Source organism: Bradyrhizobium sp. WSM3983 (assembly GCF_000473045.1).
Classification (GTDB): domain Bacteria; phylum Pseudomonadota; class Alphaproteobacteria; order Rhizobiales; family Xanthobacteraceae; genus Bradyrhizobium.
On record NZ_AXAY01000018.1, the window covers coordinates 12,662 to 35,797 of the forward strand.

The window sequence follows — 23,136 nt, forward strand, 5'->3', positions numbered from 1 at the left end:
GACCTAATGTGGCACCGGCTCTCGTTCAGGACCCAGCTGTTTCTTCCGCTCGGCTTGAGCTTTCTCGCCGCGCTGGCAATGGGTGGTTTGCTGCTCCAGACCTTCGCGGCCGGCCAGCTGGCTGACGAGAATGAGCCCGGTCGACGCTCGACCCAGGCCGTCGCCGTCGCACTCAACGGCACCCTCAGCGCGGCTGACAATCCGAGGAAGATGCTCGATGCATTTGTCAATTCTTTGGGCACCTCCTCTGATATCCAGTTCCGTCCACTGGAAGCAGGTCCCTCCCCGTCCGTGAAGGACAGCCTGCGGGAGGTGCATGGCGTACCGCAATGGTTCGTGGACCTGATCGCCATCCCGGACATGGACGCGGCATCGCCTGTCATCATCGACGGCAGGCGCGTCGGCGACATCGTGTTCATGCCCAACCTGTCGGCCGATCTGTTCGAGAAATGGATCGGCTTTCTGGCGCTCACGGGCCTCATCGCCATTCTGATGGTGTTGACTGGAGCGATTGCCTACCTCTTCGCAAGATCGTCGCTGCGGCCTTTGCAAAATCTCGGCGACGGCCTCACGCGAATGCGGCGCGGCGATTACGCGACGCCGATTCCGATCACTGGACCGCCGGAGATCCGGCGCAGCTGCGAGGAGGCCAATGCGCTCGCCGCGACGCTCGCGCAATTGAGCCAGGACAACCGCGACCTGTTGCACCGGCTGGTGTCACTCCAGGACAACGAGCGGCGCGATCTCGCCCGCGAGCTGCATGACGAGCTTGGCCCGCTGCTGTTCAGCATCCGCGCCGGCGCGATCGCGCTGAGCGCGGCCGCGCCGCAGACGGGAAATCTCGGCAACTCCATGCAGGAGGTGATGCGATCGGTCGAGGCGCTTCAGCAAACCAACCGCCGCATCCTCGACCGGCTGCGGCCGCTCTACATCGAGGAATTGGGGCTCGAGGCCAGCGTGCAGACGCTGCTCCAGAACTTTCGAAGGCAAGCGCCGCATATCAGCCTGACGGCTGCTCTCGATCCTGATCTGAACGAGATCGACGGACCATTAGCCCAGACTGTCTATCGCCTGATTCAGGAGGCACTGACCAACGTGCTGCGTCATGCCGCCGCCCGCAATGCCCATGTGCAGGCGAGCATAGCCGGCGAGACGCTCGCCATCGACATCTCGGATGACGGCGCCGGATTTCCCGCCGATAATGTCTTCGGCCGGGGTCTCACCGGCATGCATGAGCGCGTGCGGGCGCTCACCGGGTCGCTGTCGCTTTTGCGAGCGGATGAGCGGACCTATGTGCGCTGTCGTCTGCCGGTTGAAACGACACGAGACGGGCTGGCGTCAATCTAGCAGGCGCCGCAATCGTGCGAGCCCTGCTGCGCCGGCTCGCATAGCGTGCTGTGGATCTTGCCGTCCGCGCTGAAGCGAAACGAGGCGCGTACGCGCAGCGCGCCCGCGACGGAATATTCGAGATCGATGCCGTTCTGCGCGGGATGGATTTCCTCCAGGCCAAAGCCCGCCGAGGAGAACGCGCTGAGCTTCGGTCCCCAATAGGTTTGGAGTTCGTGCCGGCCGCGATAGAGATGCGTGCCGTTGCAGCTGCATTCCACCTCGCCATCGTCGGCATAGAGGTCGAGCAGCGTCGCCAGGTCACCCTTGCGGCAGGCATCCACCCAATCGACAACAAGTCCCATCTGATCGAAATCGCGCACGCCAAGAATCCTGTTTGCCGCGGGAAAATTTCAGTGCGGCTTAGGATCACCCTCGTGAATATGCGCTGAATAATAAAGCCCGGGCGATTCCGGGTTCCCACCGGGAACCTACGGACTAACGATTCTCTAACGCCGTGCCCTCACCCAGACGCCGAATGCGATCAGCACGGCGCCGGCAAGCGCGAACCACGTAACAGCGTATTGCAGATGGTCGTCCTTCAGATGCAGGTCGAGCGGTCCCGGGCGCGGAATGCCGTTCTCGGGCACCGGCTGCTCGAGATCGACATAGAACGGGGCAACCGCACCCCAGCCGAGCGCGCTCGCGATCTCTCGATGAGAGCGCACGAACCACAGCCGCTTGTCCCGGTTTTCGGCCGGCGTGAGCCATCCCGGAGCTTCCGAAAAGCGCAGATAGCCGGTGAGCGCGACCGGCGCGCCGGTGACGAGCTTTTTCACCGCGCGATCCTCGACGCTGCGATCCTGCATCGTATTCTCGACGAAGCCGGCATCGATCACGACGATCTCGCCGCTCGGCAGCCGCGACGGCAAGAAGGCCCAGGTGCCGGGACCGGAGGCATCCTTGCGCACGGCGGAGCCGGATGAATAGACCATCGCATCCGGCGAGGCTGCGTAGGTCGCCGTGAAGCTGACGCGGCGAAATTCGTCGCGCGCAGGCGTGAGCGCGGCCCATTGCGCAGGTGGCGGCAGCGCGACGGGTGCTGCCGCGAGACGCTCGGTGAGTGCAGCGATCAGTTCGTGCTTGGCGGCGCGACGCTGCAATTGCCAGATACCGAGCGCGACGAAAGCCGCGGTCAGCAGAAGCGTGAACAGCGCGAAGCCGGCCACGCGGGGCGTGCGCGCAGTCTCGCTCATTTCGCGCGGTCGACCAACCGGCCCGGCGCCGCCTTGTGGTGGAATTGCAGCGCGATCAGCAGCGACTTCATGGCGCGGAGCGGCAGAAGCGTGGTGGCGAGGATCAGCGGCAGCCACAGCACCGCATGCAGCCAGTACGGCGGCTGATACTTGACTTCGACGACGAGCGCGCAGCCGACCACGATCGCGCCGGCGAGCATGATGATGAAGATCGCCGGACCGTCGCCGGCGTCGATGAAGGCGTAGTCGAGACCGCAGCGGTCACAGGACGGCGCGAGCGTCAGGAAGCCCGCATAGAGCTTGCCCTCACCGCAGCGTGGGCATTTGCAGGCGAGCCCGCGCAACGCGCTTTGCAGGACGGTGGGCTGGGCCTCAGGAGTGCCGGCGGGTTCGTTCATGATGAGCAAGTCTATCACAGTTTCAGTCGCGGCCTCGACCGCCGGAAAGCGAAAGGGCGGCCCTGCAGCCGCCCTTTCCCAATCGATCTGTCGCGGCTCAGTGCGCGCCGTGGGCCATGGTCTCGGCGCCATGTCCCCAGACATATATGCAGAGGAACAGGAACAGCCAGACCACGTCGACGAAGTGCCAGTACCAGGCGGCGAACTCGAAGCCGAGATGCTGGGTCGGCGTGAAATGGCCGGCATAGGCGCGCGCCAGGCAGACGATCAGGAAGATGGTGCCGACCAGTACGTGGAAGCCGTGGAAGCCGGTCGCCATGAAGAAGGTCCCGCCGTAGACGTTGCCGGCGAACGAGAACGCTGCGTGGCTGTACTCATACGCCTGCACGAAGGTGAAGGTCGCGCCCAGCAGCACGGTGAGGATCAGGCCGTATTTCAGACCCTGGCGATCGTTCTCGAGCAGCGCGTGATGCGCCCAGGTCACGGTGGTGCCGGAGGTCAGCAGGATCAGCGTGTTCAAAAGCGGGAGATGCCAGGGATCGAAGGTCTCGATACCCTTCGGCGGCCAGACGCCGCCGAACAGGGCTTCGCGGGTTGCGTGAACGGGATCAGCCGGGAACAGCGCCGCGTTGAAATAGGCCCAGAACCAGGCGACGAAGAACATCACCTCGGAGGCGATGAACAGGATCATGCCATAGCGATGGCTGATCTGCACCACGCGGGTATGGTCGCCCTTGTACTGGGCTTCCTTGATCACGTCGCCCCACCAGCTCGCCATGGTGTAGAGCACGCCGATGGTGCCGACACCGAAGATGATCGGTGCGGCCGAGAGCATGTGATGCATCCAGGTGATCGCGCCGACCGCCATGACGAAGGCCGAGACGGAGCCGACCGCCGGCCACGGAGAGGGATCGACCAGGTGGTAGTCGTGATGCTTGCCTTGCGCGGTGGCCATTTCGGTCTGTCTCCTCAATCCCGTGCCTGTCCGGCACTTATCCCCTTATTCCAACCCCTGAGCGTCAACCCGGCGGTTGGAGATTTCCCTTGCGTTTGTCGTCCTCGCCGGATGCGACCGGCTTCACCACCGGATCGCGCACCGGATAGAACGTGTAGGACAGCGTGATCGTGCCGAGCCCGTCATTGTCGTGATCATTGACGATCGACGGATCGACGTAAAACACCACGGGCATCTCGCGCTTCTCGCCGGGCGCCATGGTCTGCTCGGTGAAGCAGAAGCAGTTGATCTTCTGGAAATAGGAGCCGACCGTCAGCGGCGCGACGTTGTAGGCGGCTTGCCCTGAGGTGGTACGCGCGGCCTGGTTGGTCACGGTGTAATAGATGGTGGTGACCTGGCCGATATTGACCTCGACCTCGGTCTGCTCAGGCTCGAACTTCCAGGGCAGACCCGGCGCGACGTTGGAATCGAAGCGCACCGTGATCTTCCGCGCGATCGGGCCGGTGGCAGGCGCCGAGGTCGCGACCTGGGTCGTGCCGTTGAAGCCGGTGGCGCGGCAGAACCAGTTGTAGAACGGCACCGCCGCGTAGGACGCGCCGACCATCAGCGCAACCACGCCGCCGCAGATCGAGGCGACCAGCACGTCACGACCGAGACCTTTCCTGGCCGTTCGGCTCTGATCGCGCGATATGGTCGGCTCTCGATCCATCTGTCTCACATTGGGCGAACTAGAACCGCCGGTCCCTTGACCATGGTGACGGCGAAAAACAGCACGACGAGCACACCGAGCGCGAGCGCGATTGCAATCGAGCGCTGACGACGGCTCTTCTTCTGCGCCTCGGTGAGGACGATTCCATCTGGCTCGGGTTTGTCAGCCATTCCTGCCTCATGCGCCCCCAACCATCGGCGCAAGCGCCCGAAACACGACCTCGGCCAGCAGGGTCGCGAACAGCGCGAACAGATACAGGATCGAGAAGGCAAACAGCTTGCGGGTCGCGCGCAGCGATTGGCTGCGTTCGCGGCGCACATAGACGTTGATGGCGAGCACCAGCATGCCGGCGCCGAGCACCAGCGAGGTGACGCCATAGATGGCGTCGAAATAGCCGAGCGCCCAGGGCGCGGCAGCCACTGCGATCAGCACGATGGTGTAGAGCAGGATCTGCAGACGGGTCGCATCGGGGCCGGCGACGTTGGGCAGCATCGGAATGCCGGCGCGCGCATAGTCGTCGGAGCGGAACAGCGCCAGCGCCCAGAAGTGCGGCGGCGTCCAGAAGAAGATGATGGCGAACAGCAGCAGCGGCTCGACGTCGACCGTCCCGGTCACGGAAGCCCAGGCCACCACCGGCGGCAGTGCGCCGGCGGCGCCGCCGATCACGATGTTCTGCGCGGTCCAGCGTTTCAGGCAGATCGTGTAGATCACGACGTAGAAGAAGATAGTGAAGGCGAGCAGCGCGCCCGCGATCCAGTTGACGAGGATGCCGAGCGTCATCACCGAGAAGAAGGCGAGCGTCATGCCGAACGTCATCGCCTCGGGCCGGGTGATGCGGCCGCGCGGAATCGGGCGGTTCGCAGTGCGCGACATCTTGGCGTCGATATCGCCCTCGAGCGCCATGTTGAGCGCGCCGGAAGCGCCGGCGCCGACGGCGATGCAGAGCAGCGAGGTGATCGCGAGCACCCAGTGGAAGTGTCCCGGCGCCATCGCCATCCCGACCAGCGCGGTGAAGATCACGAGCGACATCACTCGCGGCTTCAGCAGCGCGAGGTAGTCGCCAACCTCCGCCTCGGAGATGCGGGGATTGATGTCGATGGCGTTGTGGTCGAGGACGGACACTAATTTAAACTCGCTTCGTTTGGGAGCCGCGGCGCTCGTCTCTGGCGCCGCGGGAGTTTTAGTTACTGCACGCGGGGCAGCACTTCGAACTGATGGAAGGGCGGCGGCGAGGACAGCGTCCACTCCAGCGTGGTGGCGCCTGCACCCCAGGGATTGTCGCCCGCCGGGACCTTCTTCATGAAAGCGTCGAGCACGCAGTAGAGGAAGATCAGCACGCCGAAGCCGGAGATGTAGGAGCCGACCGACGAGATCAGGTTCCAGCCGGCGAATGCGTCCGGATAGTCGACATAGCGGCGCGGCATGCCCGACAGGCCGAGGAAGTGCTGCGGGAAGAACACCAGATTGACGCCGATGAAGGTGACCCAGAAGTGCGCCTTCGCCAGCGTCTCGTTGTACATGTAGCCCGTCATCTTCGGGAACCAGTAGTACCAGCCGGCGAAGATCGCGAACACCGCACCGAGCGACAGCACGTAGTGGAAGTGCGCGACGACGTAGTAGGTCTCCTGGAGCACGCGGTCGACGCCCGCATTCGCCAGCACGACGCCGGTGACGCCGCCGACCGTGAACAGGAAGATGAATCCCACCGCCCAGATCATCGGGGCGCGGAAATCGATCGAGCCGCCCCACATCGTGGCGATCCAGGAGAAGATCTTCACGCCGGTCGGAACCGCGATCACCATGGTGGCGGCGACGAAATAGGCCTGCGTCGCCGACGACATGCCCACCGTGTACATGTGGTGCGCCCACACCACGAAGCCGATGCCGCCGATCGCGACCATGGCGTAGGCCATGCCGAGATAGCCGAACACGGGCTTGCGCGAGAAGGTCGAGACGATCTGGCTGATCATGCCGAAGCCGGGCAAGATGAGAATGTACACCTCGGGGTGACCGAAGAACCAGAACAAATGCTGGAACAGCACGGGGTCACCGCCGCCGTCGGGCGCGAAGAATGACGTGCCGAAGTTGCGGTCAGTGAGCAGCATGGTGATCGCGCCGGCGAGCACCGGCAGCGACAGCAGCAGCAGGAACACCGTCACCAGGATCGACCACACGAACAGCGGCATCTTGTGCAGGGTCATGCCCGGCGCGCGCATGTTGAAGATCGTGGTGATGAAGTTGATGGCACCGAGGATCGACGAGGCGCCCGCCAGATGGAGCGAGAGGATCGCGAAGTCGACGGCCGGGCCCGGATGGCCCGTGGTCGACAGCGGCGCGTACATGGTCCAGCCGGCGCCGACGCCGTTGGCGCCGGGCTCGCCCTCGACGAAGGTCGACATCAAGAGCAAGGCGAACGAGGCCGGCAGCAGCCAGAACGAGATGTTGTTCATGCGCGGGAACGCCATGTCAGGCGCACCGATCATCAGCGGCACGAACCAGTTGCCGAAGCCGCCGATCATCGCGGGCATGACCATGAAGAAGATCATGATCAGGCCGTGCGAGGTCACGAACACGTTATAGGTGTGCGTCTCGTGGAATATCTGCACGCCCGGATACATCAACTCGGCACGGATCGCGATCGACATCGCGGCACCGATGATGCCCGCGATGACCGCGAAGATCAGGTACATCGTGCCGATGTCCTTGTGATTGGTCGAATAGACGTAGCGCCGCCATCCGGTTGGATGGGCGTGCTCGTGGTCATGCGCGTGATCGCCGTGTGCCGCTGCGCTGGTTGCCATTTTCAAATCCTGCCTTGCGTCCCATTCGGACCTTTGGAAGGTCCCGCCCTTTATGTCGCTTTCAATCCCTCAAGCCGTCGTCCGGCGCTTATTGCGTCGGGCCGGCTGCGGAGGCGAAAGTGCTGGTGCCGCCGCTCGCAAATTTCTTCTTCGCCGATTCAACCCAGGAGGCGAACTCCTGATCGTTCACGACGCGGATCGCGATCGGCATGAAGGCGTGGTCCTTGCCGCAGAGCTCCGAGCACTGGCCGTAGAACATGCCGGTCTTGGTGGCCTTGAACCAGGTCTCGTTCAGCCGCCCCGGAATGGCGTCGATCTTGACGCCGAAGGCCGGCAACGCGAACGCGTGGATGACATCGGCGCCGGTGACCTGAACACGAATCACCTTGTTGACCGGCACCACCATCTCGTTGTCGACGCCGAGCAGCCGGGGCTGCTTGTCCTGGGCCATCAACGAGTCGAACTCGAACTTGCCGTTGTCCGGATAGGCATAGGACCAGTACCACTGCTTGCCGGTCGCCTTGATCGTCAGGTCCGCCTTCGGCACGTCGAGCTCGAGGAACAGCAGGCGGAACGACGGCACCGCGATGCCGACCAGGATCAGCACCGGCACCAGGGTCCACACCACCTCGATCAGCGTGTTGTGGGTGGTCCGCGACGGCACCGGATTGGCCTTCGCGTTGAACTTCATCACCACGATCACAAGCAGCGCCAGCACAAATAGCGTGATGACGATGATCAGTACGGACAAAAAGTCATGGAACCAGACGATATTGTCCATCACCGGAGACCCGGAGGCCTGGAGGTGCCATTCCCACGGCGCCGGCTGCCCGAGCTCGGCAAATGCCGCGCCGCCCGTCACCAGCGTGATGCCAGCCGCCACCAAGGCGATGGTGGCCAATCCCAGCAAGTGCCGGCCCACCCGACTCATCGACATCCTCATGCCGTTCGCGCTCCCCTTACGAAATCACCCCAAGTGCGCTCCCCTATTTCCGGGAAACGCTTATTCGATCCGCCCGCCTGACAAACCGCCGCGCAAGAATACCTCTAAGAGGAATTGGGGCCAGATCGCTAGAACGCCGAAATCAAGCCTCTCAAACCATAATTCTTGATCTATCGCAATGCAGTCTTGAGCCCCTCCGTCAGCCATCACCCGCAAGATATTTCCCAGCAACTTCAGACAAAAATACCGCTTCCCGGGATGCCGCGGCTTGACAGCCGGATTGCCCGCTGTAGGCACTGGCGCAGGGCCGTGCAGGAACCTGATTCGTGGCGGCAATGGCGGCCAAGGCGGCGCAGAATTTGCTTGTGAATTGCCTTCAAGACGCCGTCATTCCCGTATCAGTCCACCAGCGCGAACGACCCAAGCGAGCAGAGGGACCGACCCCGATGGGGCTTTCGAGATGCATGGCAAGGCCGGCTGATGGCCTCACAGCGTTGATCGGCCTCCTGGCTGCCGTCCTTTTCCTTGCCTTGCCGAGCCTTTTCCTGCCCGGCCTCGCCCATGCGCAGGGCGCGGTGCGCTCCGTCCATGGCGACTGGCAGATCCGCTGCGACACCCCGCCGGGCGCCCAGGCCGAGCAATGCGCCCTGATCCAGAGCGTGGTGGCGGAAGACCGCTCCAACGCCGGCCTGACCGTGATCGTGCTCAAGACCGCCGACCAGAAAAGCCGCCTGATGCGCGTGGTCGCCCCCTTGGGCGTCCTCCTGCCCTCCGGTCTCGGCCTGAAGCTCGACAATCAGGACGTCGGCCGCGCCGGCTTCGTCCGCTGCCTGCCCAATGGCTGCGTCGCCGAGGTCGTCATGGACGACAAGCTGCTCGGCCAACTCCGCAGCGCCAAGACCGCGACCTTCATCATCTTCGAGACGCCCGAGGAAGGCATCGGCTTCCCGCTCAGCCTGAACGGGCTCGGCGAAGGCTATGACAAGCTGCCGTAGAAGCGCTCAGGCCCCATCGACGCGATAAAGCTCGGTCTCGCACCAGCCGCAGCGATAGATGCGGCCTCGGCCGGCCACGGGCCCTTCCAACGCCTTCTGCCGGCACGCCGCGCAAACGATGCCGTCAGCGGTGTCGCAGCCGGGATGTGCCGCCAGATAGGCCTCGCGGGTGGAATAGGATGTCCAGAACCGGCGATAGATCAGCTGATTGGCGAGCAGGACCAGCGCCAGGACGGCGAAGCCGATGATCAGGCCGTGATACTGATCCCAGAACACAAGCAGGGAATTCCACATGCTTTTGCCGCGGTCTCGTCCAGAGTGACGCTGTCATACCCGCAAAGCTTGAAAGCCGGCTTAATTCCGAGCCGTACCTATCGTTTCCGTAATGTGACGGTCCGCCCCTCGCGGAAGCGTTCCGAAACCATTATCTTGCCGCACATCCCCCGATAATGGACGGACGCATGACCAACCCTGCCACAACCTCCCTGCTCGACCGCGCCAATCTCGATCGCGACCAGGTTCGCCACGAAGTCGCGCGTGGCCTTGCCGGTGCCGACGACGGCGAATTGTTCCTGGAATATAGCCAGACCGAAGCGCTGATGTTCGACAATGGGCGGTTGAAACAGGCCACCTACGACACCTCGCAGGGATTCGGCCTGCGCGCGGTGAAGGACGATGCGGTCGGCTATGCCCATTCATCCGACGTGTCGCTGCCGGCGCTGATTCGCGCCGCCGACGCGGTGGCCGCCGTCCGCGGCGGCTATTCCGGCAGCTTTGCCGCCCCGCCCCCGCGCACCAATGTGCGGCTGTATTCCGACGACAATCCGCTGGACGCGCCGGGCTTCGAGACCAAGGTCAAGCTGCTGGCCGAAATCGACGCCTATCTGCGCGACAAGGATCCGCGGGTGCGGCAGGTCAGCGTCAGCCTGGGTGCGACCTGGCAGGTCGTCGAGATCCTGCGGCCTGACGGCGAGAGCTACCGCGACATCCGCCCGCTGGTGCGGGTCAACGTCTCCGTCGTCGCCGGCCAGGGCGACCGCCAGGAGAGCGGCAGCAAGGGTTATGGCGGCCGCGCCGGCTATGCCGAATTCATCGAGACTCAGTCCTGGCGCGACGCCGCCGACGGCGCGCTGCGCGAGGCGCTGGTCAATCTGGAATCGATTCCCGCGCCCGCCGGCGAGATGGACGTCGTGCTTGGCGCCGGCTGGCCCGGCGTGATGCTGCATGAAGCGGTCGGCCATGGCCTCGAAGGCGACTTCAACCGCAAGAAGACGTCTGCGTTTGCCGGCCTGATGGGCCAGCAGGTCGCGGCGAAGGGCGTCACCGTGGTCGACGACGGCACCATTGCCTCGCGCCGCGGCTCGCTGTCGATCGATGACGAGGGCACGCCGACCAATCGCACCGTGCTGATCGAGGACGGCATCCTGGTCGGCTACATGCAGGACCGCCAGAACGCGCGGCTGATGAACATGAAGCCGACCGGCAACGGCCGTCGCCAGGGCTATGCCCATGTGCCGATGCCGCGCATGACCAACACCTACATGCTCGCGGGCGACCGCGACCCGGCCGAGATTCTCGCGTCGGTGAAGAACGGCGTGTTTGCCGCGAATTTCGGCGGCGGACAGGTCGACATCACCTCGGGCAAATACGTCTTCCAGTGCACCGAGGCCTACAAGATCGAGAACGGCAAGATCGGCGCGCCGCTGAAGGGCGCCATGCTGATCGGCAACGGGCCGACCGACCTGCATCGCATCCGCATGATCGGCAACGATCTCGCGCTCGATACCGGCATCGGCACCTGCGGCAAGAACGGCCAGGGCGTGCCGGTCGGCGTCGGCCAGCCGTCGCTGCTGATGGAACGCATTACGGTGGGTGGAACGGGCGCATGAGCGTTGAGAAAGTGACTGTCAGCACCAAGCGGAAGAGCAGCGGCTGGGGCGGTCAGCTCGTACAGCTTGCCGGCATCGTCGCCGCCGTCTTCATCGCCAAGGGCGCGCTGGCCGAACCGTTCTATGTGCCGTCGGGCTCGATGGAGCCGACGCTGCTGATCGGCGACGCGCTGCTGGCTTCGAAATTCCCCTATGGCTACGGCACCTCGTCGCTGCCGATCCAGATCAATCTGCCGGAAACCGGCCGCGTCTTCGCGGAGACGCCAAAGGCAGGCGACGTCGTGGTGTTCCGTTGGCCCGGCGACCGCTCGCAGGCGTGGGTCAAGCGCGTCGTCGGCCTGCCCGGCGACCGCATCCAGATGCGACAGGGTCAGCTCTTCATCAATGACCGCCCCGCCGAGTTGAAGCCGGACGGCGTCGGTGCCGCCGAAGACGACAATGGCGGCAGCGAGCCGGCCTACCGCTATGTCGAGACGCTGCCGAACGGCGTCAAGCACCTGATCTTCAAGATGCGCGACAACGGTCCGCTCGACAACACGCAGGAAGTGACGGTGCCGGCCGGGCATCTCTTCGTGCTCGGCGACAACCGCGACAATTCGGCCGACAGCCGCGTGCCGCTGCGCTCCGGCGGCGTCGGCCTGCTGCCGGTCGACAATCTCGTCGGCCGCGCCGATGCCGTGCTCGGCTCCTGGGATCTCGGCATGCGCGGCCAGCCGGTCTGGACCTGGCTCTCCGGCTTCCGCCTCGCGCGGTTCTTCACCGCTGTGCACTGAGCTGATCGTAGGGTGGGCAAGGACGAATTTCTTGCCCTCGCCCTGCAGAATCCAGTCAACGGTGCGATCCTCGATGAACTGCCTCGGCTCGCGCTGCCGGATGCATGGCTGGTGGCGGGCTGCCTGGCTCAGACGGTCTGGAACGTGCTGACGGGCCGTGCGATCGATCACGGCATCTCCGATTACGACGCGTTCTATTTTGACCCCGATACGTCGTGGGAAGCCGAGGACGCCGTGATCCGCACGCTGCACGAACGGCTCGGGCATCTCGGCGCCAAGATCGAGATCCGCAATCAGGCGCGCGTGCATCTTTGGTATCCCGGCAAGCACGGCCTGCCCTATCCGCCCTTGACGCGTGCGACCGACGGCATCGACCGCTTCCTCACGCAGAACACGCAAATCGGCGTGAGACGCTTGGATAATGGTCATGAGGTCTACGCACCGCATGGGTTCGACGACGTCGAGAGATTGATCGTGCGGCCCAATCTGGCCCTGAATTTCTCCGCGGCGAACTACGCGGCGAAGGCGGCACGATGGAAAGCACTATGGCCGGAGCTTACGCTGATAGCAGCGGAGTGATCCGAGCCTATCTCACCACGCCCGACGTGAACCCGGCCTTCCGCCGCGGCGGCTTGATGTCCTTTTTCAGGAAGCAGCGCGCTTCGCGGCCGGTATAGCCGGGACGGGCATAGGTGAAGGCACGGCATTTGTTGTCGGCCGTGCAGGCGGCCTTGCAGATGTCCTCGCCTTCGCCGTCCTTGAGGTCGAAATTGCGCAAATCGCCGCCGGGGCGGTCGATCGAGGTCTCGACGCCCTCAACGCGCGGCTCGATCACGCCGGCGCCGCGCACGCCTGAGATACAGCAATTGGCGGGCTGTCGCGGCGGCACGGTATTCTTGAGCCAGCACACGGCCGCTGCGCCATCGATATCGGGATAGCTGAAGCTCCACGAGCGGCAGCGGCGATCGCGCTCGCACAGCAGCGCACAATCCGCGGGATCACCGGACGTGATCGGTGTGTTGGAATAATCGCCGCCGGGCCGGTCGAACGCCGTCTGGGCGCGCGCAGGCCCGCTCGCAAGCACGAGCGACAGCAGCGTGACGCAGGCCACGACGCTTGCCAAGACCTTTGCCATGACGGCAGGCAGGCGGCCCTTCCCCATCGGAACAGCTTTCGAGTTATTGACGGCGCTTAGGTTTTTCGACCGGTCATTTGATGGCCGCAAACCTGTATGGGCGATGAACAGCCCAAATCCTGATCGGTGGCCTAAAGCATGACCCGAACCCGAAGGGCCGCGTTCGCGCAAAGTGTGACGCGGTTTTCCGAGCAAATCATGCTCAAATGCGCTCTAGAACGCGTATTCCGCGTAGGCCGGTTCCACCGAGCCCTTCCAGGCGCCATTGAACTTCTCGAGCATCTCCTCGGCCGGGGTCCGGCCGGAATCGATGATGCGATCGAGCGGCTCCAGATGCCGCGTTTCGTCGCGACCGATCGCGTCGATGCGACCGCGGCGACGCAGGCCCGCATGTGCCAGAACGAGGCACTCCTTGGCGATCTCGAACAGATAGCGGTCCTTGATCCGCGCCTTGAAGCCGAAGCGCGGCACGTCGTCGCGCAGGGCCTGACGCTCAGGCGCGGTCCAGTGCTTCACCAGGTCCCAGGCGGCATCGAGCGACACGTCGTCATAGAGCAGCCCGGCCCAGAACGCAGACAGCGCCGGCAGACGGCCCCACGGGCCGCCATCGGAGCCGCGCATCTCGAGGTAGCGCTTGAGCCGCACTTCCGGGAAAATCGTCGAGAGATGGTTGGCCCAGTCCGACAGGGTGGGACGCTCGCCGGGCAGATTGTTGTTGCGGCCGTCGAAGAAGGCCCGAAACGAGGAGCCCGACACGTCGATGTAGTCCTCGCCGCGCTTGACGAAATACATGGGCACGTCGAGCGCATAGTCGACATAGCGCTCAAAACCCATGCCGTCCTCGAATGCCCACGGCATCATGCCGGCGCGCGCATTGTCGGTGTCGCGCCAGATCTCGGAGCGGAACGAGAGGAAGCCGTTCGGCTTGCCTTCGGTGAAGGGCGAATTGGCAAACAGAGCGGTCGCGACCGGCTGGAGCGCCAGCGAGACGCGCAGCTTCTTGACCATGTCGGCTTCGGACGAGAAATCGAGATTGGTCTGCACCGTGCAGGTCCGGTACATCATGTCGAGGCCGTACTGGCCGACCTTCGGCATGTAATTGGTCATGATCTTGTAGCGCCCCTTGGGCATCACCGGGATGTCGGCGCGCGACCAGGACGGCGTCATGCCGAGACCGAGGAAGCCGATGCCGAGCGGGGTCGCGATCTCGCGCACCTGCGCTAAGTGCGCCATCAGCTCGCTCTGGGTCTGGTGTACGTTCTCCACCGGCGCGCCAGAGAGCTCGAACTGCCCGCCGGGCTCGAGCGAGATCGCACCGCCACCGGTGACGTCGTAGAGGCCGATGATGTTGCCCCTCTCCATGATCGGCTCCCAGCCGAGCAGGAGTTTCATGCCTTCGAGCAGTGCACCGATGCCGCGCGCGCCCTCGTAAGGCACCGGACGGTGGCCTTCCAGCGTGAACGGCGTCTTCTCGTGCTCGGTGCCCATGCGGAATTCGGACGGGTCCTTGCAGCCGGCCTCGAACCACGCAACGAGCTCGTCGCGCGATTGCAGCGGCGTCATATCGATCTGGTCTCGCGCCATATCAAACTCTAATCAGAAGCGCTTCGATCGAATGCGCGCGGGTGACGGGGATAGTCCGCGAACCCACCGGGCGCGCGGACGTGCTGGGTTGCCGCGCGGTCATCGCGACGGCGAGGTTTCGTTGACGTTGACGACGGGCGGCAGTTTCATCTCACCGCACGAGCAACCCAGGCGGTCGAGCAGACCGCTGAGCTTGACGGCATCGGCATCGGACAGTTTCGAGCCGACATATTTCTCGATCGCAGCCGAATAGGCGCCCCACATCCGCTTTTGCAATTCGCGGCCGGCCTCCGTGATCTCGACGAACTGGCCGCGCTTGTCGATCTTGCATTCGCGCCGGGAGGCGAGCCCCTCGTCAACCAGTCGGTCGATCAGGCGCGAGGTGGAGTATTGCGGGATCAGCATCTGCCGCTCGAGTTCCACCGGGCGCAGCTCGCCGCTCGGCGCGCGCGACAATTCGAGCAGCGCGTCGTACCATGCCAGTGGTGGGAACCCGGCCTTCTTCAGGTCCTGCTCCACGCAGTCGAGCACACGGCTCTGCACCCGCATCAGGCGGATCCAGGCACTGGTTGCCTCAGTCGATGGTTTGCGTTTCATGGTCCCGCTCAAACTCGTCGTCCGCTTCTTACCCCACTCGATGCACCTGCATCAATCTTGACTATTGCATGCAGATGCATGTAGGCGTTCTTTCGCCGCACCCAAGCGTTAAGAGGAGGAAATTCCATGAAACTGTATTACTCGCCCGGCGCCTGCTCGCTGTCCCCCCATATCGCGCTCCTGGAGGCTGATCTGCCCTATGAGCTGGTCAAGGTCGATCTCCGGGCCAAGAAGCTCGAGAACGGTGAAGACTATCTGAAGGTCAATCCGAAGGGTCAGGTCCCGGCGCGCTGGCCCTCGACAGCGGAGAGATCGTGACCGAAGGCCCGGTCATTGTCCAGATGATCGCCGACAAGGCCCCGATCAAGGCGCTGGCGCCGGCGCGCGATAGTTCCGAGCGCTACAAGCTGCTCGAATGGCTGAACTTCCTCACCTCCGAGGTGCACAAGAGCTTTGGCCCGCTGTTCGCGCCGGCGCTGAACGACGAAGCCAAGGCGTTCTTCAAGGACCGCGTCATGGGCAAGCTGAAGCACATCGACAGCGAGCTCGCTGGCCGCGACTACCTCATGGGCAAGCAATTCTCGGTCGCCGACGGCTATCTCTTCACGATGCTGACCTGGGGCGACCGGATGAAGTTCGACCTCTCGGCGATGCCCCACCTGACCGCCTACAAGGCCCGCGTCGCCGCGCGGCCGAAGGTGCAGGAAGCCCTCAAGAAGGAAGGGCTTGCGCAGGCCGCCTGAGGCGCAATCCGCAGCATAGCGAAAAGGCCGGATCACCTGATCCGGCCTTTCTTGTTGTCACGAATACGTGAGACGTTCGGGCGAGGCCTTAAGCAGCCGACTTCTTTGGCGCAAAGCGGCCGTAGAAGGTTTCGCTCTTCGCGGCCATCTCCTCGAGAAGCTTCGGCGGCGTGAAGCGCGAGCCGTACTTCGCTTCAAGCTTGTGGCAGAGCTCGACGAACTTCTTCGTGCCCATGAAGTCGATGTAGGACAGCGTGCCACCGGTGAACGGCGCAAAGCCGAAGCCGAGGATCGAGCCGACATCCGCCTCGCGCGGATCGGTGATGACGTGATCCTCGACGGTGCGCGCGGCCTCCACCGCCTGCACCACCAGGAAGCGCTGCTTCAATTCCTCGACATCGAGCGTGTCAGGATCGAGCTGCTTCGGCTGCAACGCGGAAAGGCCCGGCCACAGGCTCTTCTGACCCTTGCCCTTCTCGGGATAGTCGTAGAAGCCCTTGCTGTTCTTGCGACCGAGACGGCCCTGATTCTCGACCATTTCGACCATCAGCTTCTTCTGATCGGGGTTGATGGCGTTGGGGCCGAGATCGGCTTCGGTCGCCTTCATGATCTTCAGGCCGAGGTCGAGTGCGACTTCATCAGACAGCGAGAGGGGGCCGACCGGCATGCCGGCCATTTTGGCGCAGTTCTCGATCATCGCCGGCGGCACGCCTTCGAGGAACATCTCGTTGCCCTCGGCGACGTAACGGCCGACGCAGCGATTGGCGAAGAAGCCGCGGCTGTCGTTGACGACGATCGGCGTCTTGCCGATCTGGCGGACGTAGTCGAGCGCGGTCGCGAGCGCGACATCGCCGGTGTTCTTGCCCTTGATGATCTCGACCAGCATCATCTTCTCGACCGGCGAGAAGAAGTGGATGCCGACGAACTTGCCCTGGTCCTTGAAGCTCTCGGCCAGCGAGGTGATCGGCAGCGTCGAGGTATTGGACGCGAAGATCACGTCGGGCTTCATGTGCTCCTGCGCCTTGGCAAACGTGTCCGCCTTGACCTTGCGGTCTTCGAACACGGCCTCGATGACGAGGTCCACGTCCTTCAGGGCCGCATAGTCCGCGGTCGGCGTGATGCGCGCGAGCAGCGCCTCAGCGTCGATCGGCTTGGCGCGGCCCTTCTTGATCTGGTCCTCGATCATCTTCTGGGCATGCGCCTTGCCCTTGTCGGCGCTCTCCTGGTCGCGATCGATCAGCACGACGTCGAGGCCGGCGCGGGCCGAGACGTAGCCGACGCTCGCGCCCATGAAGCCGGCACCGATCACGGCGATCTTCTTCACCTTGGTCGCGGGCACGTCCTTCGGGCGGCGCGCGCCTTTGTTCAGCTCCTGCATCGACAGGAACAGGCTGCGGATCATCGCGGCCGCTTCCTTCGAGCGCAGCACCGAGGTGAAGTAGCGCGACTCCACGCGAAGCGCGGCGTCGATCGGCAACTGCAGGCCTTCATAGACGCAGCTCATGATCGCGCGCGCGGCCGGATAGTTGTCGTAGGTCTCGCGCCGATAGATCGCGTTGCCGGCCGGGAACATCATCATGCCGGCCTTGGAGAACACCGGGCCGCCCGGCAGCTTGAAGCCCTTGTCATCCCAGGGTGCGACGGCCTTGCCGCCGCCCTTGATCCAATCCTTCGCGGCCTTGACGAGGTCAGCAGCCGGAACGATGGCGTGGATCAGGTTCAGCGCCTTGGCCTTCTCGACCGTAACAGGGTCACCCTTGAGCAGAATGGTCATGGCATCCTGCGGCGGCACCAGACGCGGTACGCGCTGCGTGCCACCGGCGCCGGGGAACAGCCCGACCTTGACCTCGGGCAGGCCGAGGCGGGTCTTGGGATTCTCCGCAGCCACGCGATAGTGGCAGCACAGCGTGATCTCGAAGCCGCCGCCGAGCGCGAGGCCGTTGATTGCGGCCGCCCACGGCTTGCCGGAGGTCTCGATCGAACGCAGCACCTGCGAAAAGCGGCGGCTCTGTTCGAACAGCATCTGGTTCGCGGCAGTCTCGCCCTGCTCCCCAAAGACCTTTGCGTAGGCCTGGTTCATGCCTTCGAGCATGGACAGGTCAGCGCCGGCGCAGAACGCCTCTTTCGCCGAGGTGATGACGACACCCTTCACCGCAGCGTCGGCCGTGGTCGCCTTGACGATCGCGTCGAGCTCGCTGGTCGAGGTCTCGTCGAGCACGTTCATCGAACGGCCGGGGATGTCCCAGGTGACGAGCGCGATGCCGTCGGAATCGGTCTCAACCTTGAAGTTCTTGTAAGCCATGTTGGTTGCTCCTCGGTGCCGCAGCCGATCCCAGGCGCGGCGGTTGACTTAAGATCTCGTAGGGTGGGCAAAGGCGCTCTTGCGCCGTGCCCACCATCATTCGCGGAAACAGCAGTGGTGGGCACGCTTCGCTTTGCCCACCCTACGGCAGCTCGTTACACGCGCTCGATGATGGTCGCGGTGCCCATGCCGCCGCCAATGCACAGCGTGACCAGGGCGGTGGACTTGTTGGTGCGCTCGAGCTCGTCAAGCACGGTGCCGAGGATCATCGCTCCGGTCGCGCCGAGCGGATGGCCGAGCGCGATCGCGCCGCCATTGACGTTGATCTTGGCGTTGTCGATGTCGAAGGCCTGGATGTAGCGCAGCACGACCGAGGCAAAGGCCTCGTTGAGCTCGAACAGGTCGATATCGGACTTCTTCATGCCGGAGCGCGCGAACAGCTTCTCGGTGACGTCGACCGGACCGGTCAGCATCATCGCGGGCTCGGAGCCGACATTGGCAAACGCGCGGATTTTTGCGCGCGGCTTGAGGCCGTACTTGCTGCCCGCTTGCTTGCTGCCGAGCAGCACGGCGCCGGCGCCGTCGACGATGCCCGACGAGTTGCCTGCGTGGTGCACGTAGTTGACGCGCTCGATCTCGGGGTGCGACTGCACCGCGACGCCATCAAAGCCGCCCATCTGCGCCATCATCGTGAACGACGGCTGCAGCTGCGCCAGCGACTGCATCGTCGTCGTGGGACGCATGTGCTCGTCCTTGGCGAGAATGGTGAGGCCGTTGATGTCCTTCACCGGCACCACGGACTTGTTGAAGCGGCCTTCTTCCCAGGACTTCGCCGCGCGCTGCTGGCTCTGCACTGCATAGGCATCGACGTCGTCGCGCGAGAAGCCGTACTTGGTGGCGATCAAATCGGCCGAGACGCCCTGCGGCATGAAATATGAGGGCACTGCCATCGACGGGTCCATCGGCCAGGCACCGCCGGAGGCGCCGATGCCGACGCGGCTCATGGATTCGGCGCCGCCGCCGATCACGAGCTCATGCTGGCCGCTCATCACTTGGGCTGCGGCAAAGTTCACGGCGTCGAGGCCGGAGGCGCAGAACCGGCTGATCTGCACGCCGGGAACGGCTTCACCGAGACCCGCCTTCAACGCGGCAAAGCGCGCGATGTCGGAGCCGGCTTCGCCGACCGGATCGACCACGCCGAGAATGACGTCATCGACGGAATCTTCCGGAAGGTCGTTGCGGTCCTTCAGCGCTTTCAGCGGCACGGTGGCGAGCGCAAGCGCGGTGACTTCGTGCAGCGCACCGTCGGCCTTGCCGCGGCCGCGGGGGGTGCGAACGTGGTCGTAGATGAATGCCTCAGGCATGACGCCCTCCTGATCTGTTGTTCGAACTTTGATGGCGCGGAAGCAACCTCAGAACGCTTCCGCCGGCAGTTCCATGATGGTGGCGCAGCCGGACTGGATGCGCGCGAGATTGGCCGCGGTCTCCGGCAGCATCCGCTCCATGAAGAAACGGCCGGTCACGAGCTTGGTCGAGAGATAAGGCGTCGCCCCGCTGGCGGCAATCTTGGCCTGCGTCACCTTCGCCATCTTGGTCCACATGTAGCCAAGCGCGACGAAGCCGAAGAGATGAAGGTAATCCGTTGCAGCGGCGCCGGCATTGTCCGGCTTCGCCATCGCGTTCTGCATCAGCCAGGTGGTGGCCTGCTGGAGATGGCCGAGCGAAGCCGAGAGCGGGGTGATGAAAGGCTTCAGCGCCTCGTCGCCGCCGTTCTCCTTGGCGAAGGCCATGACCTCGCCGAAGAAGGCCATGATGGCGCGGCCGCCGTCGCGCGGCAGCTTGCGGCCGACGAGGTCGAGCGCCTGGATGCCGTTGGCGCCTTCATAGATCATGGCGATGCGCGCATCGCGCACGAACTGCTCCATGCCCTGCTCGGCGATGTAGCCGTGGCCGCCATACATCTGCTGCGCCTGCACCGCATTGGCGAAGCCGTAGTCGGTGAGGAAGCCTTTCAGCACCGGCGTCATCAGGCCCATGTGGTCGTCGGCGGCCTGGCGGTCCTTCGGATCCTCGGAGCGATGGGCGACGTCGCTCTTCAGTGCGGTCCACATCACGAAGGCGCGCGCGGCTTCGTTGAAGGCGCGGATCGACAGCAGCGTGCGGCGCACGTCGGGATGCACGATGATCGGGTCGGCTTGCTTGTCCGGCGCCTTCACGCCGGTGAGCGCGCGGCCCTGGATGCGCTCGCGGGCATAGGCGGCCGCGTTCTGATAGGCGACCTCGGACTGCGCGAGGCCCTGCACGGCAACACCGAGGCGGGCCTCGTTCATCATCACGAACATGCCCTGCATGCCCTTGTTCTCTTCGCCGATCAGCCAGCCGGTGGCGCTGTCGTAGTTCATCACGCAGGTGGAATTGCCATGGATGCCCATCTTGTGCTCGATCGAGCCGCAGACCACGCCGTTGCGAGCGCCGGCCGAACCGTCGGCATTGACCAGGAATTTCGGCACCACGAACAGCGAGACGCCCTTGATGCCGGCGGGTGCGCCCTCGATGCGGGCGAGCACGAGGTGGATGATGTTCGGAGCGAGGTCATGCTCACCGGCCGAGATGAAGATCTTGGTGCCCGTGATCTTGAAGCTGCCGTCGGCCTGGCGCACCGCCTTGGTGCGCAGCATGCCGAGATCGGTGCCGCAATGCGGCTCGGTCAGGTTCATGGTGCCGGTCCATTCGCCGGCCACCATCTTCGGCACGTAAGTCTGCTTCTGCTCCGGCGTGCCGTGGACGATCAGCGCCGCGGTCGCGCCCATGGTGAGGCCGCCATACATCGAGAACGCCATGTTGGCGGAGATCTGGAATTCGTTGACGGCTTGCGAGAGCGTTACCGGCAGGCCCTGGCCGCCGAACTCGGTCGGTGCCGACAGACCGAGCCAGCCGCCCTCGGCGACCTGCTTGAACGCCTCCTTGAAACCCTTCGGCGTGGTGACGCTGCCGTCGTCGGCACGCTTGCAGCCTTCGAGATCGCCGACGCGATTGAGCGGCTGCAGCACCTCTTCGGCGAGCTTGGCGGCTTCGCCCAGGATCGCCTCGCGCACGTCGCTCGACGCATCGGAGAAGCCGGCGAGATTGTCGTAGCGGTCGATCTGGAAGACGTCGTTGAGCAGGAAGTTCACGTCTTCGACGGGGGCTTTATAGATCGGCATGGCGGTCTCCCGGCAAATCTTGAAGTGATATGGGGCTTGAAGTGGTGGAATTCTCTTACGATTGGGCGGCGGGCTGCTCCGCCATCAGGCGGTGCAGCATGTTGATGGCCTTGAGCGGACGCACCATCACCTTAAAATTTGTGATGCGTCCCTCGGCATCGAAAGTGATGATGTCGACGCCGTTGATCTCGATGCCGTCGATGACATTCTTGAATTCGAGCACGGCTCCGTTGGCGCTGGTCCATTCGCCGACATAGGTGAAGCCGGGACCGCCGAGCACCTTCTCGGCGCTGGCGAGATATTTGAAAGTGATGTCGCGGCCGCGCTGCGGCGAATGCACGACGGGGCTTTCGAACACGGCGTCAGGATGGAGCAGATCCCAGAGCGCGGTGCGGTCATGGGACGTCATGAAGCTGTACCAGGAATCGAGACCGGTCATGGTCAGGGTGCCTCCCTTGAATCGAACGCCTTGGCAAAAGCGCGAAAACAACCCCATGCACAGTAGCGAGAGGGTTGTTTCCGCTGGGTTTTGGGTTGGTTCTTGGACCCGACCCCGGACCACATCATATGCACATTGACGCATATGCGTCGATGCGCATAAAGTCAAGCTGGTTGGTCAAGGTCACAGGGAGGCAGGTCACATGGCACTGGGCGACGCGATCCTCGCATGCCTGACGGAACGTCCGATGACGGGCTACGAGCTCGCCAAGACATTCGACTCCTCGGTCGGCTTCTTCTGGAAGGCCGACCACCAGCAGATCTACCGCGAGCTCTCCAAGCTGCGCGACCGCGGCTACATCCAGGGCCGTGAGGTCGTCCAATCAGGCAAGCCCAATAAACTCATCTATACGCTCACTTCGGAAGGGCGAACAGCGCTGCGGCACTGGGCTGCGCGACCGAGCACCCCGCCCTCGATCAAGGACGACCTGCTGGTCCGGCTGCATGCGCTCGACAGCATCGACATCGAGCCGATCCGCACCGATCTGATGGACCGCCTGGAGCATCACCGCGACCGGCACGAGAACTACGAGCGGATCCTGAAAAAGCGTTTCCCGGAAGGGACGGCGTCGGGCGTGCTCGACCTCGGCAATCTGCTGCTGCTCCGCCTCGGCGCGCGGCACGAGCAGATGGTGGCCGATTTCTGCGAGGAAGCGCTCGAGGCGCTGTCAGCGATGAGCGGCAAGGCCACGGTGGTGCCGCTGGAGGATGGCAAGCGCGAGAAGGGCTAGATCGGCATCGGCGGTGCCTTTCACTTCTCCCGCTTGCGGGAGAGGTCGTGCCGTAGGCGCGGGTGAGGGCTTTCTCCTCTCGGGGAGTCTTCGTTGTCGAGACACCCTCTCGCCGGCCCTCCCCCGCAGGCGAGGGAGGGAGCACACCGGCCATCACGCGAAAGCCGATCGCAAGCCCCCCGGTTCCCGGCGCCCAACTTTAAGACACCGGCAACGCGTTCCTTAACCCGTTATTTACCGTAACGGACAAAAGTCGATTTTCGAGGCAGACGACCCGCGCCAAATCCGATTGTCTTTA

Annotated in this window: 23 protein-coding genes and 1 pseudogene; 7 read left to right on the forward strand and 17 right to left on the reverse strand. The window is 64.1% G+C overall.

What is annotated here, in order from left to right; genetic code table 11:
* The first annotated feature begins 6 nt into the window (after positions 1 to 6).
* Complete coding sequence (locus YUA_RS0124510) at positions 7 to 1,347, forward strand: histidine kinase (RefSeq protein WP_035971840.1); 1,341 nt, start codon at positions 7 to 9, stop codon at positions 1,345 to 1,347.
* Here the strand turns inward: YUA_RS0124510 and YUA_RS0124515 are convergent.
* From YUA_RS0124515 to coxB, 9 genes are all read right to left on the reverse strand, one after another.
* On the reverse strand, positions 1,344 to 1,709 hold the full coding sequence (locus YUA_RS0124515) for a nuclear transport factor 2 family protein (RefSeq protein WP_027533054.1): 366 nt from the start codon (positions 1,707 to 1,709) through the stop codon (positions 1,344 to 1,346). The genes YUA_RS0124510 and YUA_RS0124515 overlap by 4 nt on opposite strands.
* A gap of 126 nt (positions 1,710 to 1,835) precedes the next feature.
* On the reverse strand, positions 1,836 to 2,582 hold the full coding sequence (locus YUA_RS0124520) for an SURF1 family protein (RefSeq protein ID WP_027533055.1): 747 nt from the start codon (positions 2,580 to 2,582) through the stop codon (positions 1,836 to 1,838).
* Positions 2,579 to 2,980 carry a DUF983 domain-containing protein gene (locus YUA_RS0124525; protein ID WP_027533056.1) on the reverse strand — a complete coding sequence of 134 codons (402 nt, stop codon included), beginning with the start codon at positions 2,978 to 2,980 and terminating at the stop codon, positions 2,579 to 2,581. The genes YUA_RS0124520 and YUA_RS0124525 overlap by 4 nt, the downstream gene beginning before the upstream one ends.
* A 97-nt stretch (positions 2,981 to 3,077) precedes the next feature.
* On the reverse strand, positions 3,078 to 3,935 hold the full coding sequence (locus tag YUA_RS0124530; RefSeq protein ID WP_027533057.1) for a cytochrome c oxidase subunit 3: 858 nt from the start codon (positions 3,933 to 3,935) through the stop codon (positions 3,078 to 3,080).
* Positions 3,936 to 3,999: 64 nt separating this feature from the next.
* Positions 4,000 to 4,644, reverse strand: coding sequence for a cytochrome c oxidase assembly protein (locus YUA_RS0124535; protein ID WP_027533058.1), 645 nt, complete (start codon positions 4,642 to 4,644; stop codon positions 4,000 to 4,002).
* Positions 4,645 to 4,649: 5 nt separating this feature from the next.
* A complete protein-coding gene (locus tag YUA_RS0124540; protein WP_018644977.1) occupies positions 4,650 to 4,814 on the reverse strand; it encodes a hypothetical protein in 165 nt (54 codons plus the stop codon).
* Between the two features lie 7 nt (positions 4,815 to 4,821).
* A complete protein-coding gene (locus YUA_RS0124545) occupies positions 4,822 to 5,766 on the reverse strand; it encodes a heme o synthase (RefSeq protein WP_027533059.1) in 945 nt (314 codons plus the stop codon).
* A gap of 62 nt (positions 5,767 to 5,828) precedes the next feature.
* Positions 5,829 to 7,445, reverse strand: a complete 1,617-nt coding sequence (ctaD, locus tag YUA_RS0124550; protein WP_027533060.1) for a cytochrome c oxidase subunit I — start codon at positions 7,443 to 7,445, stop codon at positions 5,829 to 5,831.
* A gap of 88 nt (positions 7,446 to 7,533) precedes the next feature.
* Positions 7,534 to 8,388, reverse strand: coding sequence for a cytochrome c oxidase subunit II (gene coxB / locus YUA_RS0124555; protein ID WP_027533061.1), 855 nt, complete (start codon positions 8,386 to 8,388; stop codon positions 7,534 to 7,536).
* A gap of 446 nt (positions 8,389 to 8,834) precedes the next feature.
* Between coxB and YUA_RS0124565 the strand changes: the two genes are divergently transcribed.
* A complete protein-coding gene (locus YUA_RS0124565) occupies positions 8,835 to 9,383 on the forward strand; it encodes an invasion associated locus B family protein (protein ID WP_027533062.1) in 549 nt (182 codons plus the stop codon).
* A gap of 6 nt (positions 9,384 to 9,389) precedes the next feature.
* Here YUA_RS0124565 and YUA_RS0124570 read toward each other — a convergent pair whose 3' ends face one another.
* Positions 9,390 to 9,677 (reverse strand): hypothetical protein, encoded by a 288-nt coding sequence (locus tag YUA_RS0124570; RefSeq protein WP_035971842.1) that lies wholly within the window; start codon positions 9,675 to 9,677, stop codon positions 9,390 to 9,392.
* A gap of 167 nt (positions 9,678 to 9,844) precedes the next feature.
* Between YUA_RS0124570 and tldD the strand changes: the two genes are divergently transcribed.
* The 3 genes from tldD to YUA_RS0124585 are packed head-to-tail and all read left to right on the forward strand — an operon-like array spanning position 9,845 to position 12,624.
* The gene (tldD, locus tag YUA_RS0124575; RefSeq protein ID WP_027533064.1) at positions 9,845 to 11,272 is read left to right on the forward strand and encodes a metalloprotease TldD; all 1,428 of its coding nucleotides are present in this window, start codon (positions 9,845 to 9,847) and stop codon (positions 11,270 to 11,272) included.
* Positions 11,269 to 12,045, forward strand: coding sequence for a signal peptidase I (gene lepB / locus YUA_RS0124580; RefSeq protein ID WP_027533065.1), 777 nt, complete (start codon positions 11,269 to 11,271; stop codon positions 12,043 to 12,045). Before tldD ends, lepB begins: the two co-directional genes overlap by 4 nt.
* A 12-nt stretch (positions 12,046 to 12,057) precedes the next feature.
* Entirely contained in the window at positions 12,058 to 12,624 is a 567-nt protein-coding gene (locus YUA_RS0124585; protein WP_027533066.1) for a nucleotidyltransferase family protein, read from the forward strand.
* 7 nt (positions 12,625 to 12,631) lie between these two features.
* On the opposite strand, the gene YUA_RS0124590 is transcribed toward YUA_RS0124585, so the two are convergent.
* From YUA_RS0124590 to YUA_RS0124600, 3 genes are all read right to left on the reverse strand, one after another.
* Entirely contained in the window at positions 12,632 to 13,207 is a 576-nt protein-coding gene (locus tag YUA_RS0124590; protein WP_027533067.1) for a PAN domain-containing protein, read from the reverse strand.
* A 186-nt stretch (positions 13,208 to 13,393) separates the two neighbouring features.
* The gene (locus tag YUA_RS0124595; protein ID WP_027533068.1) at positions 13,394 to 14,764 is read right to left on the reverse strand and encodes a glutamate--cysteine ligase; all 1,371 of its coding nucleotides are present in this window, start codon (positions 14,762 to 14,764) and stop codon (positions 13,394 to 13,396) included.
* Positions 14,765 to 14,863: 99 nt separating this feature from the next.
* Positions 14,864 to 15,361, reverse strand: coding sequence for a MarR family winged helix-turn-helix transcriptional regulator (locus YUA_RS0124600; protein ID WP_027533069.1), 498 nt, complete (start codon positions 15,359 to 15,361; stop codon positions 14,864 to 14,866).
* Positions 15,362 to 15,487: 126 nt separating this feature from the next.
* On the opposite strand from YUA_RS0124600, the pseudogene gstA reads away from it, so the two are divergent.
* A pseudogene (gene gstA, locus YUA_RS44970) lies at positions 15,488 to 16,104 on the forward strand (glutathione transferase GstA).
* Positions 16,105 to 16,192: 88 nt separating this feature from the next.
* Here gstA and YUA_RS0124610 read toward each other — a convergent pair.
* From YUA_RS0124610 to YUA_RS0124625, 4 genes are all read right to left on the reverse strand, one after another.
* Complete coding sequence (locus YUA_RS0124610; RefSeq protein WP_027533070.1) at positions 16,193 to 18,406, reverse strand: FAD-dependent oxidoreductase; 2,214 nt, start codon at positions 18,404 to 18,406, stop codon at positions 16,193 to 16,195.
* Positions 18,407 to 18,561: 155 nt separating this feature from the next.
* Positions 18,562 to 19,770, reverse strand: coding sequence for an acetyl-CoA C-acetyltransferase (locus YUA_RS0124615; protein ID WP_027533071.1), 1,209 nt, complete (start codon positions 19,768 to 19,770; stop codon positions 18,562 to 18,564).
* A gap of 48 nt (positions 19,771 to 19,818) precedes the next feature.
* Positions 19,819 to 21,609 carry an acyl-CoA dehydrogenase C-terminal domain-containing protein gene (locus YUA_RS0124620; RefSeq protein WP_027533072.1) on the reverse strand — a complete coding sequence of 597 codons (1,791 nt, stop codon included), beginning with the start codon at positions 21,607 to 21,609 and terminating at the stop codon, positions 19,819 to 19,821.
* A 55-nt stretch (positions 21,610 to 21,664) separates the two neighbouring features.
* Positions 21,665 to 22,048, reverse strand: coding sequence for a nuclear transport factor 2 family protein (locus YUA_RS0124625; RefSeq protein WP_035971844.1), 384 nt, complete (start codon positions 22,046 to 22,048; stop codon positions 21,665 to 21,667).
* A gap of 202 nt (positions 22,049 to 22,250) precedes the next feature.
* Here YUA_RS0124625 and YUA_RS0124630 point away from each other — a divergent pair, with 202 nt between their 5' ends.
* On the forward strand, positions 22,251 to 22,838 hold the full coding sequence (locus YUA_RS0124630) for a PadR family transcriptional regulator (RefSeq protein WP_027533074.1): 588 nt from the start codon (positions 22,251 to 22,253) through the stop codon (positions 22,836 to 22,838).
* The last annotated feature ends 298 nt before the right edge of the window (positions 22,839 to 23,136 follow it).